This window comes from Gordonia tangerina (genome assembly GCF_021556435.1).
GTDB lineage: Bacteria > Actinomycetota > Actinomycetes > Mycobacteriales > Mycobacteriaceae > Gordonia > Gordonia tangerina.
On the sequence record NZ_JAKGCU010000006.1, the window covers coordinates 143,712 to 158,057 of the forward strand.

Sequence of the window (14,346 nt, forward strand, 5' to 3'; positions counted from 1 at the left end):
AGGAGCGTGGTGGTCACGAGTCCGCCCTCCCCACCAGGCGCCCCTCCTTCGACACCTCACCGCGGTAGTAGTTCTCCTCGGTGGAGTCCGGGGCCATCTCGTGTGGCGGCGCCTCGACCCCGGGCGGCAGCGGTGCCAGCAACCGGTCCTTCTCGTAGATGAGGTCGGCGCGGTTGTCGTCGGCGAGTTCGTAGTCGTTGGTCATTGTCAACGCCCGGGTGGGGCAGGCCTCGATGCACAGACCGCAACCGATGCACCGCAGGTAGTTGATCTGGTACACCCGGCCGTAGCGTTCGCCCGGCGAATACCGCTCCTCGTCGGTGTTGTCGGCACCCTCGACGTAGATCGCATCGGCCGGACACGCCCAGGCGCACAGTTCGCACCCGATGCACTTCTCCAGTCCGTCGGGATGCCGATTGAGTTGGTGGCGGCCGTGATAGCGAGGTGCGGTGGGTGTTTTCTGCTCGGGGTACTGCTCGGTGATGGTGGGCGAGAACATCGACGAGAACGTCACGCCCAGTCCGCTCATCGGCTTCATGAAATCAGGCATCGGTCGTCTCCTTGCGGGGATCGGGCGGCGGGGACATCGGACGCGCCGAGAGGACCTGACCGGGCAACGGGGGCACCGGGAACCCGCCGGCCATCGGATCGAATGCGGGCGGTTGTGCGGCTTTCTCGTCCTCTTCGGCTTCCTTCGGCAGTCGCATCAACCGCCACACCGCGTACAACAGCAGCGCGGTCACCACGAGCCCCGCCGCCGCGGAGACCAGCGACCGCGCGAGGTCGTCGTCGTCGGAGGTGCCGATCGCCGCCCGGATCACGGCCACCACCATCACCCAGGTCAGCGAGATCGGGATGAGGACTTTCCAGCCCAGATTCATGAACTGGTCGTAGCGCAGCCGCGGGAGGCTGGTGCGCAGCCAGATGAACACGAACAGGAACACCCAGACCTTGAGGGTGAACCACAGGATCGGCCACCAACCGGAGTTCGCCCAGTCGAACGCGCTCAGCGGCCACGGGGCCTGCCAGCCGCCGAGGAACAGTGTGGTGGCCAGCGCCGAGACGGTGACCATGTTGATGTACTCGGCGAGCATGAACATCGCGAACTTCAGCGAGCTGTACTCGGTGTGGAAACCACCGACGAGTTCGCCCTCGGCCTCCGGGAGATCGAAAGGTGCGCGGTTGGTTTCACCGACCATCGACACCGCGTAGATGACGAAGGACGGCAGCAACAGCAGCACATACCAGTGGTGTTCCTGCGCTGCCACGATGCCTGAGGTCGACATGGTGGCGGCGTCGAGGAACACCGCCGCGAACGTGAGGCCCATGGCGATCTCGTAAGAGATCACCTGAGCGGTGGAGCGCAGCCCGCCGAGCAGCGGATAGGTCGACCCCGAGGACCATCCGGCCAGCACGATGCCGTACACCCCGACCGAGGTGATCGCGAGCACGTAGAGGACACCGACCGGGAGGTCGGTGAGTTGCAGCGGGGTCTGATGCCCGAACACCGAGACCATGGGGCCGAAGGGGATGACCGCGAACGCCATCACTGCTGGGACCACCGCGATGATCGGAGCGGCGAGGTAGATCGGCTTGTCCACGCCGCTGGGGATGATGCCCTCCTTGAGGGCGAGCTTCACACCGTCGGCCAGACTCTGCAACAGTCCACGGGGCCCCACCCGGTTGGGTCCGATCCGGGTCTGCATGCGCGCCATGATCTTCCGCTCGATGAGGATCGCGGCGAGCGGATTCGCCACGAGGAACGCGAATACCGCCAGCGCCTTGAGCCCGATGAGCCACCACGGGTCCTGACCGAAGTCGGCGAGCGTGGGGAAGGTCATGACACCTCCTCGACCGTCGCGATGGTGACGACGTCACCGGCCTGCGCTCGCAGGTCCGCGGTCACCGACGCGCCCGGTGAGTTCATCGGCACCCAGACCACACCGTCGACCATCTCGGTGATCTGCAACGGCAACACGATCGCGGCGCAGGTGGTACTGACCTCGACGGGCGAGTCGTCGGCGGCACCGATTCCCGCTGCGGTGGCCGCCGACATGCGGACGACGGGGGTGCGGGCCGTCCCGGCGAGATGCGGCTCACCGTCCTGGAGGCGCCCGTCATCGAGGAGCATGCGCCACGTGGCGAGCACGGCCCGGCCGGTCTCGACCGTCGGCCGATGCGGCGGCACGGCGACGTCGGGCGACGGTGGTCGCAGTCCGCGCCAGGGCCCGAGTCGTTCGAGGTCGGCACGGATCGTCGCGGTGTCTGCGCACCGGATGTCGACGCCCATCTGATGTGCGAGAGCGTCGAGGACCCGATGGTCGGGCAACGTTCCGACCTCCGGCAGGGCCGTGCCGAACGGGCGGGCGCGGCCCTCCCAGTCGAGGTACATTCCCGACTTCTCCGGTGCCGCCGCAACCGGCAGCACCACATCGGCGCGGTCGGTGACGGCGCTGCGTCGGATCTCCAGGCTCACCACGACATCGGCGTCGGCCACGGCGGCGATGGCTGCGGCCGGGTCGGGGAGGTCGGCGAGCTCCACCCCGCCCACCAGCAATGCCGACAGTTCCCGCCGGGCCACCGCCGCGACGATGGCAGCGGTGTCGCGGCCGGGCGTGCTCGGCAGATCGGCGACCTGCCAGGCCATCGCGATCTCGGTGCGCGCGGACAGATCGGCGACGGGCCGGCCACCCGGGAGCAGGTTGGGTGCGGTACCCACCTCCAGTGCGCCGCGTTCACCGGCTCGACGCGGGATCCATGCCAGCCGTGCCCCGGTCCGTTCGGCCAGGCGCACCGCGGCGCTCAGCCCTCCGGGTGTCCCGGCCAACCGCTCGCCGACGACGATGACCGATCCCGGCGCGGCGACCGCGTCGATGGCGGCAGCGGAATCCAGTACCGCAGCTTCATCTCCCGGCACGGTGGGTAGCAGGTGGCCCGCGAGCTTGCGGACGCCGGCACTGGGCAGGGCGGCGATCGCGGTGACCCGTTGGTTGCGGGTGCGCACGGCGCGCCGGAGGCGGAGGAAGACCATGGGTGACTCCTCCTCCGGCTCGAAGGCCACCAGCAGCACGGCCGGTGCCGTATCGAGGTCGCGGTAGGTGATGTCGTCGGGTCGGGCCACGACCTGTGCGGCGAGGAAGTCGGCCTCCTCGCCGCTGTGCACTCGCGCACGGAAATCGATGTCGTTGGTGTCCAGGGCGACCCGGGCGAATCGGGCGTAGGCGTAGGCGTCCTCGGCGGTGAGCCGGCCCCCGGCCAGCACTCCGGTGCGGCCGCGTGCCGCCGACAGCATCTGGGCGGCGTGGCGCAGCGCGTGGGCCCACGACGCGCCTCGGAGCTCACCGTCGGCGCCGCGGATCATTGGCGCGGTGATCCGGTCGTCGGCGTTCGGGTAGGCGAACGCCCAGCGTCCCTTGTCGCAGTTCCATTCCTGGTTGACCTCGGGATCGTCGCCGGCCAGGCGACGTAACACCGTGCCGCGTCGGTGATCGGTACGTTGCGCGCAGCCGCTGGCGCAGTGTTCGCAGACCCCGGGTGTCGACACCAGGTCGAAGGGCCGCGCACGGAATCGGTATGCGGCACCGGTGAGGGCACCGACCGGACAGATCTGCACCGTGTTGCCGGAGAAGTACGACTCGAACGGTTCGTCCTGGTAGATCGACACCTGCTGCAACGCACCGCGATCGGCGAGGTCGATCAGCGGGTCGCCGGCGACCTGGTCGGAGAACCGTGTGCAACGTGCACACAGGACGCATCGTTCCCGGTCGAGCAGGACCTGCGAGGACAACGGGACCGGTTTGGTGAAGGTCCGCTTGGTGCCGGTGAACCGGGAGTCGCCCCGTCCCGAGGACATCGCCTGGTTCTGTAGCGGACACTCACCGCCCTTGTCGCACACCGGACAGTCGAGTGGATGGTTGATGAGCAGCAGCTCCATGACGCCGCGCTGAGCCTTCTCCGCGACCTCGGAACTGCGCTGGGTGTGCACCACCATGCCGTCGGTGACCACAGTGGTGCACGAGGCCAGCGGTTTGCGCTGGCCCTCCACCTCCACGAGACACTGCCGGCAGGCGCCGACCGGGTCGAGCAGCGGGTGATCGCAGAATCGCGGGATCTGGGTGCCGATGAGCTCGGCGGCCCGGATCACCAGAGTTCCTTTCGGTACCACGATCTCGGCGCCGTCGATGGTGACCGTCACCAGATCGGGTCGTTGTTCGGTGGTGGGTTCGTCGACGGCGGTCATCGGTCACCTCCGGACTCGGAGTCGGCGTAGAGCGTTGATCGGTGCGGATCGAACGGGCAGCCGCCCTCGAAGTGGGCGAGGTACTCGTCGCGGAAATGCTCTAACGACGACACGATGGGACTGCCCGCGCCATCGCCGAGCGCGCAGAACGACTTTCCCACGATGCTGTTGGTGACATCGGTGATGGTGTCGAGATCGGCGGCAGTACCCGCGCCGGCCTCGATCCGTGCCAGCAACTGCACGAGCCAATAGGTGCCCTCCCGGCACGGGGTGCATTTGCCGCACGACTCGTGGGCATAGAACTCGGTCCAGCGCAGCACGGCGCGGACCACACACGTCGTCTCGTCGAAGATCTGCAGCGCTTTGGTGCCCAGCATCGAACCGGCCGCGCCCACCCCCTCGTAGTCGAGGGGGACATCGAGATGCTCGGCGGTGAGGATCGGCGTCGACGATCCCCCGGGTGTCCAGAATTTCAGCTCGTGACCGGCGCGCACCCCACCGGCGCGCTCGAGCAGCTCACGCAATGTGATACCCAGCGGCGCCTCGTACTGGCCGGGGCGGGCCACATGCCCCGACAGCGAGTACAGCGTGAATCCAGGCGACTTCTCGGTGCCCATCGAGCGGAACCAGTCGACACCGTTGCGGATGATCGGCGGCACACTGGCTATCGATTCGACGTTGTTGACCACCGTCGGACTGGCATAGAGACCTGCGACCGCGGGAAACGGTGGCCGCAACCGTGGTTGGCCGCGCCGGCCTTCCAGCGAGTCCAGCAGTGCGGTCTCCTCACCGCAGATGTAGGCGCCGGCGCCGGCATGCACCACCAATTCCAGGTCGAAGCCTGATCCGAGGATGTCGAAGCCGAGATAGCCTGCGGTGTAGGCCTCCTCGACCGCTGAGCGGAGTCGGCGCAGCACCGAGGCCACTTCGCCGCGAAGGTAGATGAAGGCGTGCGCGGCGCGGATCGCGTAGGCGGCGATGATCGCACCCTCGATGAGCGAGTGCGGTGACGCCAGCATCAGCGGGATGTCCTTGCAGGTTCCCGGTTCGGATTCGTCGGCGTTGACCACGAGATAGTGAGGGCGCGGATCGGGGGAGTCGGAATCGGCCGGATCGGTCTGCGGGATGAACGACCACTTCATGCCTACCGGGAATCCGGCACCACCGCGTCCCCGCAGCCCGGAAGCCTTGATGGTGTCGATGAGGTCGTCCGGCTCCTGTTGCAGCGCGCTACGCAACGCCGCATACCCGTTGTGGGACTCGTAGCTTCGGAGTGTCCAGGATTCGGGTTCGTCCCAATAGCGGCTCAGGACAGGAGTTTCGGCAGGGTCGGTGCCGGTCGACAGCGCGGTCATGCGTCACCCCCGTCTTCGGGTAACCCGGCGAGCAGCCGAGCGGTCCGTCGGAAACTGCACACACTGCCGGTGGATCGCGTGGGGGTGACCGCGACACCTGCCCGCAGATCCTCGACGAGTTCCACACTGCCCGCAGGGGTCTGGTTGTCGAAGAACTCCCAGTTGACCATCACCACCGGCGCGAAGTCACAGGCCGCGTTGCATTCGACGTGTTCGAGGGTGATGCGTCCGTCGGCAGTGGTGTCCCCGGGCGAGATACCCAGGTGGTCGCGCAGCGCGGCCAGGATCTCGTCGCCGCCCATCACCGCGCAGAGCGTGTTGGTGCACACCCCGACGAGGTACTCGCCGGTGGCCGACCGGCGGTACATCGAGTAGAAGGTGGCAACCGCGGCGACCTCGGCGGCGGTGAGCCCCAGTTGTGCGGCACAGAACTCCACGCCGGCACGAGTGATCTGCGCGTCCTGGGATTGCACCAGATGCAGCAGGGGCAACAACGCCGAACGTGGCTGTGGATACCGTTCGATGATGCCGGCGGCGTCGGCCGCCAGCCGGGTGCGCACCTCGTCGGCGTAGTGGTCGGGGCCGTCGAAGCGGATAGTCGGATGCGGTTGCGGCGGCAGGACCACCGCACCCTGGCCGGGATGCTCTCCCTGCTCGGTCGGCGCGGTCAGATCCACGAACACCGGGTCACTCATCGGTCTACCCCTCCCATCACCGGATCGATACTGGCGACCGCGGTGATCACGTCGGCCACCATGCCGCCCTCGCACATCGCCGCCACCGCTTGCAGATTCGTGAACGACGGATCGCGGTAGTGCACCCGGTAAGGGCGTGTGCCCCCATCGGAGACCATGTGCACGCCCAGTTCGCCCCGGGGCGATTCGACGGGCACGTAGCACTGTCCGGCCGGCACCCGCATGCCTTCGGTCACCAGTTTGAAGTGGTGGATCAACGCTTCCATGGATGTGCCCATGATCTTCGCGATGTGCTCGGGCGAGTTACCGAGTCCGTCGGGCCCCAATGCCAGGTCGGCCGGCCAGGCGATCTTGCGGTCGGCGACCATCACCGGGCCGGGTTGCAGACGGTCGAGGCATTGCCGTGCGATCCGCACGGATTCCTGCATCTCCTTGACCCGGATCAGGTACCGGCCATACGAGTCGCAGGTGGTGTCGGTGATCACGTCGAACTCGTAGTTCTCGTAGCCGCAATAGGGTTGGGACTTGCGCAGGTCGTGTGGCAGGCCGGTCGACCGCAGGACCGGGCCGGTGATCCCGAGCGCCATACACCCGGTGAGGTCGAGATAGCCGACGCCCTGGGTGCGGGCCTTCCAGATGTAATTCTCGTTGAGTAGGTCCTCGAGTTCACCGAGTCGAGCCGGCAGGATATCGAGCAACTCGCCTACCTTGTCCGCCGCGTCTTCGGGCAGATCCTGGGAGACGCCGCCCGGCCGGATGTAGGCGTGGTTCATCCGCAAGCCGGTGATGTATTCGAAGATGTCGAGGATCATCTCGCGTTCCCGGAAACCGAGGAACATCGCGGTGACCGCGCCGAGTTCCATTCCGCCGGTGGCCAGTGCGACGAGGTGCGAGGAGATCCGGTTGAGTTCCATCAGCAATACCCGGATGACGCTGGCACGTTCTGGGACGTCGTCGGTGATGCCCAGCAGGCGTTCCACACCCAGGCAGTAGGCGGTCTCGTTGAAGAACGGCGACAGGTAGTCCATCCGGGTCACGAAGGTGACCCCCTGCATCCAGGTTCGGTACTCGAGATTTTTCTCGATGCCGGTGTGTAGGTAGCCGATTCCGCACCGGGCCTCGGTGACGGTTTCGCCCTCGATCTCCAGGATCAGCCGCAGCACTCCGTGGGTGGAGGGATGCTGTGGACCCATGTTGACCACGATGCGTTCGTCGCCGGGCTGGGCTTCGGCCCGTTCGCGGACGGCGGTGACGATCTCGTCCCAGTCCTGACCGGAGACCGTGTAGGTCTGGGTGGCACGCACGTCGTCGGGATGGGAGTTGGGCGTGTTGTCATCGGTGGTGGTCATCAGTTGTAGGACCTCCGCTGATCAGGGGGTGCGATACGGGTCCCCTTGTACTCCACCGGAACTCCACCGAGCGGGTAATCCTTGCGCTGGGGATGGCCCTGCCAGTCGTCGGGCATCTCGATACGGGTCAGCGAACGGTGGCCGTCGAAGACGATGCCGAAGAAGTCGTAGGTCTCGCGCTCGTGCCAGTCGTTGGTCGGGTAGATGTCGGTGAGCGTGGGAATGTGCGGATCCGAGTCGGGGGCGGCGACCTCGAGGCGCACTCGACGATTGTGGGTGATCGACGCCAGCGGATACACCGCGTGCAGTTCCCGGTCGTGATCATCGGGGTAGTGGACACCGTTGACACCCAGGCACAGTTCGAACCGCAGCGCGTCGCGGTCACGCAGCGTCAGCGCCACCGGTCGCAGGTGTTGTCTGCGCACGTGGACGGTCATTTCATCGCGGAAGATCACCACCTTCTCGACGGCCTCGTCGTAGCCGGGCGCACGCGCGGACATCTCGGCCAGACCTGCGGCCAGTTCGTCGGCAATCTCGTCGAAATACCCGCCGTACGGGCGGGTGGAACTGCCGGGCAGGGTGACGGCTTGGACGAGTCCGCCATAGCCGGAGGTGTCGCCGCTGCCGTGCACCCCGAACAAGCCCTTGCGGATGCCGATCTGTTCCGGGCCGGTCTGCTCCGCGCGGCTCATGTCGCCCGCCGCCTTGGGCGCCCGGGGTTCGGTCATCGCAGCAGGCCCTTCATCTCGATCGTCGGTTTCGCCTGCAGCGCTGCCTGTTCGGCAGCCCAGATGGCTTGTTCGCGGTTGACGCCGAGCGGCATCTGCTGGATCTGTTCGTGCAGCTTCAGGATGGCGTGCAGCAGCATTTCCGGCCGCGGGGGGCAGCCGGGAAGGTAGATGTCCACGGGCACTACGTGGTCGACACCCTGCACGATCGCGTAGTTGTTGAACATGCCGCCCGACGAAGCGCAAACACCCATCGCCAGTACCCATTTGGGCTCGGTCATCTGGTCGTAGATCTGCCGCAACACCGGTGCCATCTTCTGGCTGACCCGACCGGCGACGATCATCAGGTCGGCTTGTCGGGGCGAGGCCCGGAACGCCTCCATCCCGAAACGGGCGAGATCGTAGCGACCCGATGTGGTGGCCATCATCTCGATGGCGCAACAGGCCAGGCCGAAGGTGGCCGGCCACAGGGAACCCTTGCGCATGAACCCGGCCAGATCCTCGACGGTGCTCAACAGGAACCCGCTCGGCAGTTTCTCCTCGAGTCCCATCGGCGACACCTCCTCACGTGTAGCGACGTTCCCGGTACCGCCCGGCGTCGGGCGTGCACCGAGATCGTGGTCATTCCCAGGCGAGCCCTCCGCGTCGCCATTCGTAGGCGTAGGCCACCGAAACGTTGACGATGAACAGCGCCATGGCCGCGAGACCGAACCAGCCGAGGAGGTCGAAGGCGACCGCCCACGGATAGAGGAAGACGATCTCGATGTCGAAGATGATGAACAGCATCGCGGTGAGGTAGTACTTCACCGGGATACGTTGGACGGCCCTCTCGGTGATCCGTGATGCGGTGAGCACGCCGCCGGTCGAGTCGTCGCCGGCGGGCGTCAGAGCGTGTGATTCGGTGTGCGGTTCGATGCCGCACTCGTAGGGCTCGAGTTTGGCGCGGTTGTACCGTTTCGGTCCGATCAACATCGCAACGCCAACTGAAAAGACCGCAAACGCCACAGCAATTGCCCCGAGGACCATGATCGGGACGTAGGCGTTCATATCGTGACGGCCTCCCCACAGTCGGAGTCACATGTGAGCTGTGACACAAAGCCTACTAGCGGGGGAGCCGCCCTTGTCAGGGTTTCTGGAGTTCGGCGTTTCGGAGCAGGTCGACGAGGGTGGTGGACAACGCGATCGGGTCCACCGGGAGGGTCGCCGTGGCGTCGGCCCGCGACCAGTCGGCCAGCCAGCGGTCATCGGCGCGACCGAGCAACAGCAGGATCGGCGGACACGGGTCGATCTCGTCACGCATCTGTTTGGCGATGCCCATGCCGCCGGCGGGCGCGGCCTCACCGTCGAGGATGGCGACGTCGATCGCGCCGGCATCGAGCTGCGCGAACACCATCGGGGCGGTGGCCACCTCCACGAAGCTGAGCTCGGGGAGCGCGGGATCGGGGTTGCCGCCGAGCGCACCGAGGACCGCCGCGCGGGTGTCGGAATGGTCCGAATACACCAGAACCCGCAGCACCACCGCGGGATCGCCATCCGGACGGCGCAGCGAGTGGTTCTCGTCGCGGCCGGGGTCTGTCACGTCGAGCACATTACCGCCCCGCCTCGGCCCGGGGGGCGCAGAATCGCCGCGACGGGGTGCGGTTGCTGCGGCGGGCGGGGGCCGCAAACTGCGATCGGCCACCGGTCGGGCCGATCGCTCCTGATTTCAGTCATTGCCACGGCCAAGCCCAAGCTCGGGTCGTATCGAACCCCCGGCCCGTCCCGCGCACCCAGCCATCAGTGCTCGGTGGAGAACCCGACCCGGCGCCGATGGCTGTCCAGCGCGAGCGCGACGAGCTGATCGATGAGGTCGGGGTAGCTGATACCGGTGGCCTCCCACAGCTTCGGATACATCGAAGCCGGCGTGAAGCCCGGGATGGTGTTGACCTCGTTGAGGAGCCAGCCGCGGCCCTCGGCCTCATAGAAGAAGTCGACACGTGCCATCCCCGCGCAGCGCAAGGCGGTGAACGCCTTGGCCGCCAGTTCACGGACCTCGCGGGTGACGTCGTCGGGCAGGTCGGCGGGGATCACCAGCTGCGCGGCACCTGTGACGTACTTGTCCTCGTAGTCGTAGAACTCACTGCCCGGCACGATCTCTCCGGGCGCCGACGCCTCCGGGGCGGCGTTGCCGAGAACCGCCACCTCCACCTCGCGGGCGGTGACCGCCTCCTCGATGATCACCACATCGTCGTAGCGCAGCGCGAGGTCGACGGCCTTGTCGAGTTCGGCCGCGTCGTGGGCCTTGGTGATGCCCACCGACGAGCCGAGGTTGGCGGGTTTGACGAACACCGGCAGCCCGAGCTCGGCCACCGCGCGGGTGACGATCTCGTTCGGGTCGTCGATCCCGTCGCGGAACTCGACCCAGCGGCACTGTGGGATTCCGGCCTGCTCGGCGACGATCTTGGCCATCGCCTTGTCCATGCACAGCGCCGACGAGAGCACGCCCGCACCCACGTAAGGGACCTTGAACAGCTCCAACATGCCCTGGATGGTGCCGTCCTCGCCGTGCGGTCCGTGCAGCAGCGGGAGTACCACGGTGATCGCCTGATCGGTGCCCTCGCCGCGGATCGCAGCGAGGGGCTCCACCTCGGTACCGGCCGGTTCGAGTCGTTCGGGTAGGTCGCTGCCCTCGGCGAGTGCCGCTATCGCCTTGTCGTTGCGCAGCCACGTCCCCGATTTGGTGATGCCGATCGGCACCAGGTCGTACTTGCTGCGGTCGGCGGCGGCCAAGACGTGGGCGGCGGTCACACAGGAGACGTCGTGTTCGGCGGACACGCCGCCATAAAGGACGACCAGACGCAGCAGGGGTGAGGCCATGGCCCACACCATACGTCGACGATGTCGTGCGAGTCGTCTGGGTTTGTCCTCCTCGGGTATGTGGCGGTCGGCGGCGAGCCTTGTAGCGTTGCGGTGTGCAATTCAGGGCGAGCGAGATCGCGGCTGCGGTCAATGGGCGGCTGGTCGGCGATGACGTGGAGATCTCCGGGGTCGGCATCGACTCCCGGAGCGTGCAGGCCGGGCAGCTGTTCGTGCCGATCGTGGCCGCCCGAGACGGGCACGAGTTCGTGTCGTCGGCGCAGTCGGCGGGTGCCGCGGCGTACCTGAGCTCCGAGGGCAGCCTGCCGCACGTCTCATTGCCGGCGATCACCGTCACCGACACCGCCGCGGCGTTGGCCGATCTCGGTGCTGCGGCCCGCGATCGCCTGCCCGACCGGGTCGTCGGGGTGACCGGGTCGGTCGGCAAGACCTCCACCAAGGATCTGCTGGCCGGGGCGCTGGCCACCACGTTCCGTGCCACCGCGAGCGAGAAATCGTTCAACAACGAGCTCGGGCTGCCGCTGACCCTGGCCAACGCCCCGGCCGACACCGAGGCTGTCGTGGTCGAGATGGGCGCCCGCGGCATCGGCCACATCGACCTGCTGTGTTCGATCGCGCGGCCCACCGTCGGGGTTGTCACCCGCGTCGAGGGTGTGCACCTGGAACTGTTCGGCGACATCGATGCGGTCGCGCGCGCCAAAGGTGAGCTCGTCGAGGCGTTGCCGGTCGATGGCCTCGCTGTCCTCAACGCCGACGACGAGCGGGTGGCCGCCATGGCCGAGCGCACCGACGCGGGCGTGCTGACCTTCGGACTCGGTTCGACAGCCGATGTCCGCGCCTCGGACGTGGTCCTCGACGACGAGCTGCGCGCGTCCTTCCGGCTGCACACCCCGTGGGGTGATGCCGACATCGCACTCGGTGCTCGTGGCGAGCATCAGGTGCCCAATGCGCTGGCCGCGGTCGCCGCCGCCGGCTGGCTCGGTGTGCCGGTGGATCGGATGGCCGACGGCCTGCGCGGTGCGAGTCTGTCCGGACTCCGCATGGACCTCGTCACCTCGGCCGCCGGGGTGCTGGTGCTCAACGATGCCTACAACGCCAACCCCACCTCGATGGCCGCGGCCCTGCGGTCGCTGGCTGTGCTCGATGCCGGGCGCCGGGTGGCCGTGCTCGGCACGATGGGGGAGCTCGGTGCCGGTTCGGCGGCAGCGCATTTGTCGGTCGCCGAGCAGGCGCGTGACCTCGGCGTCGAGGTGATCGCCGTCGACGCCCCCGATTACGGTGAGTCCGCCCGCCACGTCCCCGACATCGACAGTGCCGTCGCCGCCCTCGCCGACCTCGAGGCCGGGGACGCGGTGCTGGTGAAGGCCAGCCGTGCCGCGGCGCTCGAGCGGGTCGCGCAGGCGTTGCTGGGCTGAGGAAGCCGCGGTCGGGTGATTTCGATACGGCCTCGCCCAGGGGCTCGGCCTACTCAATCACCAGCGTGAGGCGGCTCGCGGAGGTGTGTGCCCTCCTCGATCACCAGCATGGGGCGGCTCGCGGAGGTGTGTGCCCTCCTCGATCACCAGCATGGGGCGGCTCGCGGAGGTGTGTGCCCTCCTCGATCACCAGCGTGAGGCGGCTCGCGGAGGTGTGTGCCCTCCTCGATCACCAGCGTGAGGCGGCTCGCGGAGGTGTGTGCCCTCCTCGATCGCCGAGGGGTGGCGCGGCTCGCGGAGGTCGCGCTCCCTCGCGCCGGGGAGCCAAACTGGTGATCGAGTAGCCTGCGAGCCGCCAGGCGAGCACGCGTATCGAGATCACTGCCCGTCGGCGTTGGCGACGATGACATCGTGCACGTACTGCGCCAAACCCTCGGCGCGCTCGTCGTAGTGCGCCGTGAACCGGGGGTCGGCGAGGTACATCTGCGCCAGGTTCACCTGCATCTCATGTCCGCAGTCGTAGAACCGGTTGATCGACGCCCGGTGGGCCTCGGCGAGTGCGTTGGCCTCCGGTGTCCCCGGCATCACGCCGGCACGCATCGCCTCGGCCAACCGCTCCTCGAGGGCGTCGGTCTGCGCCTTCACCGCCTGCCAGTCGCCTTTCGAGAACCCGGCGGTGCGCTCCTGGCTCTGCCGCCACGCGTCGGAGTCACCCCAGCGTTCTTCTGCTTCGGCGGCGTAGTCCTCGCCCGGCCAGTCGTCGCCGAAGATCTCGGCTTGTTCGGCAGCCGTCAATTGGATGCCGTCGCGCTTCGCATTCATCATGTCCTCCACAGCGGCGACCATCCGACGTAACCGATCGATCCGGTCGGTCAGCAATTCGTGCTGATCACGCAGATGCGCCAGCGCATCGACCGACGGATCGTCGAGCAGGGTCGCGATCTGCTCCAGCGAGAACCCGAGCTGACGGTAGGTCAGTACCCGGTGCAGTCGTTCGACATCGGCATCGTCGTAGACCCGATATCCGGCACCGGTGCGTCCCGACGGCACCACCAGACCGATGTGGTCGTAGTGATGCAAAGTGCGCACGCTGATCCCGACGAGCCGTGCCACCGCGCCGACCGTGTACTCGTGTTCCGCATCGTTCACACCGGACACTGTTGCGCCTCACGTTGCGTCAGGGTCAAGGGCGTCAGGTCATGAGCGCCACAATCCAGGGCGGCCGGCCCCGTTGGATCAGGGCGCGAAGTCGATCTCGTCGTCGTCATCGGTGGTGGCGTCGTTGTCGCGTTCACACTTCGCGAGGACTCCGGCGTCGTCCGACGGGCCGCATTCCCACCCGTCGACCATCTGGTCGCGTCCAGTCGCGATCATCGGTCCGTACTGCGCCGCCAGGGCCATGGCCTCCTCACAGGAGACGGTCCCGTCGGTGATCAGTACGCGCAGTGCGCCATCGGGGCCGGACGTGGTGCCGCATTCGCGATCGTCGGTCGGCTGCGCCTGCGTGGTGTCGCTGGTAGGCCGCGGACTCGGACCGGCCACCACCGGCGCCGACGGGTTCTCGCTGAGGGTGGCGGTGGTCGTCTGGACCGCCTGCTCCTCGGTTCCGCAAGCGGTGGCGAACGCACAGAGGGCCAGAGCGCAGAAACCGAGAGACAACCGTGTGACGATTCGCGACATGGATTCACCGTAACGAATCGCATGCCGC

General features: G+C 67.5%; 12 protein-coding genes and 1 pseudogene. 1 reads left to right on the forward strand and 12 read right to left on the reverse strand.

Annotated elements, in window-relative coordinates; genetic code table 11:
• Positions 1-13 precede the first annotated feature (13 nt).
• The 10 genes and pseudogenes from nuoI to L1892_RS09720 form a co-directional block, all read right to left on the reverse strand.
• Positions 14-550, reverse strand: a complete 537-nt coding sequence (gene nuoI / locus L1892_RS09670; protein WP_235723379.1) for an NADH-quinone oxidoreductase subunit NuoI — start codon at positions 548-550, stop codon at positions 14-16.
• Positions 543-1,841, reverse strand: coding sequence for an NADH-quinone oxidoreductase subunit NuoH (gene nuoH / locus L1892_RS09675; RefSeq protein WP_235723380.1), 1,299 nt, complete (start codon positions 1,839-1,841; stop codon positions 543-545). The genes nuoI and nuoH overlap by 8 nt, the downstream gene beginning before the upstream one ends.
• The gene (locus L1892_RS09680) at positions 1,838-4,240 is read right to left on the reverse strand and encodes an NADH-quinone oxidoreductase subunit G (RefSeq protein ID WP_235723381.1); all 2,403 of its coding nucleotides are present in this window, start codon (positions 4,238-4,240) and stop codon (positions 1,838-1,840) included. Before L1892_RS09680 ends, nuoH begins: the two co-directional genes overlap by 4 nt.
• Positions 4,237-6,290: pseudogene (nuoF, locus tag L1892_RS09685) on the reverse strand (NADH-quinone oxidoreductase subunit NuoF). The gene L1892_RS09680 and the pseudogene nuoF overlap by 4 nt, the downstream one beginning before the upstream one ends.
• Complete coding sequence (gene nuoD, locus L1892_RS09695) at positions 6,287-7,639, reverse strand: NADH dehydrogenase (quinone) subunit D (protein ID WP_235723384.1); 1,353 nt, start codon at positions 7,637-7,639, stop codon at positions 6,287-6,289. Before nuoD ends, nuoF begins: the two are co-directional and overlap by 4 nt.
• Complete coding sequence (locus tag L1892_RS09700; RefSeq protein WP_235723430.1) at positions 7,639-8,331, reverse strand: NADH-quinone oxidoreductase subunit C; 693 nt, start codon at positions 8,329-8,331, stop codon at positions 7,639-7,641. The genes nuoD and L1892_RS09700 overlap by 1 nt, the downstream gene beginning before the upstream one ends.
• Before the next feature lie 32 nt (positions 8,332-8,363).
• Positions 8,364-8,918: a NuoB/complex I 20 kDa subunit family protein gene (locus tag L1892_RS09705; RefSeq protein ID WP_235723385.1), complete on the reverse strand. Its 555-nt coding sequence runs from the start codon at positions 8,916-8,918 to the stop codon at positions 8,364-8,366.
• Positions 8,919-8,988: 70 nt separating this feature from the next.
• Positions 8,989-9,414 carry an NADH-quinone oxidoreductase subunit A gene (locus tag L1892_RS09710; protein WP_235723386.1) on the reverse strand — a complete coding sequence of 142 codons (426 nt, stop codon included), beginning with the start codon at positions 9,412-9,414 and terminating at the stop codon, positions 8,989-8,991.
• A 76-nt stretch (positions 9,415-9,490) separates the two neighbouring features.
• Entirely contained in the window at positions 9,491-9,913 is a 423-nt protein-coding gene (locus L1892_RS09715; protein WP_268900174.1) for a DNA-binding transcriptional response regulator, read from the reverse strand.
• A 230-nt stretch (positions 9,914-10,143) separates the two neighbouring features.
• Positions 10,144-11,223: a D-alanine--D-alanine ligase family protein gene (locus tag L1892_RS09720; protein WP_235723387.1), complete on the reverse strand. Its 1,080-nt coding sequence runs from the start codon at positions 11,221-11,223 to the stop codon at positions 10,144-10,146.
• Between the two features lie 95 nt (positions 11,224-11,318).
• On the opposite strand from L1892_RS09720, the gene L1892_RS09725 reads away from it, so the two are divergent.
• Entirely contained in the window at positions 11,319-12,638 is a 1,320-nt protein-coding gene (locus L1892_RS09725) for a UDP-N-acetylmuramoyl-tripeptide--D-alanyl-D-alanine ligase (protein WP_235723388.1), read from the forward strand.
• A 378-nt stretch (positions 12,639-13,016) separates the two neighbouring features.
• Here L1892_RS09725 and L1892_RS09730 read toward each other — a convergent pair whose 3' ends face one another.
• Both L1892_RS09730 and L1892_RS09735 read right to left on the reverse strand, forming a co-directional pair.
• Complete coding sequence (locus tag L1892_RS09730) at positions 13,017-13,796, reverse strand: MerR family transcriptional regulator (RefSeq protein ID WP_235723389.1); 780 nt, start codon at positions 13,794-13,796, stop codon at positions 13,017-13,019.
• Positions 13,797-13,874: 78 nt separating this feature from the next.
• Positions 13,875-14,318, reverse strand: a complete 444-nt coding sequence (locus L1892_RS09735) for a hypothetical protein (RefSeq protein WP_235723390.1) — start codon at positions 14,316-14,318, stop codon at positions 13,875-13,877.
• Between the last annotated feature and the right edge of the window lie 28 nt (positions 14,319-14,346).

Coding starts and splice junctions, on each gene's coding strand:
- nuoI (WP_235723379.1), bottom strand. CDS start 550: ATGCCTGATTTCATGAAGCCGATGAGCGGACTGGGCGTGACGTTCTCG.
- nuoH (WP_235723380.1), bottom strand. CDS start 1,841: ATGACCTTCCCCACGCTCGCCGACTTCGGTCAGGACCCGTGGTGGCTC.
- L1892_RS09680 (WP_235723381.1), bottom strand. CDS start 4,240: ATGACCGCCGTCGACGAACCCACCACCGAACAACGACCCGATCTGGTG.
- nuoD (WP_235723384.1), bottom strand. CDS start 7,639: ATGACCACCACCGATGACAACACGCCCAACTCCCATCCCGACGACGTG.
- L1892_RS09700 (WP_235723430.1), bottom strand. CDS start 8,331: ATGAGCCGCGCGGAGCAGACCGGCCCGGAACAGATCGGCATCCGCAAG.
- L1892_RS09705 (WP_235723385.1), bottom strand. CDS start 8,918: ATGGGACTCGAGGAGAAACTGCCGAGCGGGTTCCTGTTGAGCACCGTC.
- L1892_RS09710 (WP_235723386.1), bottom strand. CDS start 9,414: ATGAACGCCTACGTCCCGATCATGGTCCTCGGGGCAATTGCTGTGGCG.
- L1892_RS09720 (WP_235723387.1), bottom strand. CDS start 11,223: ATGGCCTCACCCCTGCTGCGTCTGGTCGTCCTTTATGGCGGCGTGTCC.
- L1892_RS09735 (WP_235723390.1), bottom strand. CDS start 14,318: ATGTCGCGAATCGTCACACGGTTGTCTCTCGGTTTCTGCGCTCTGGCC.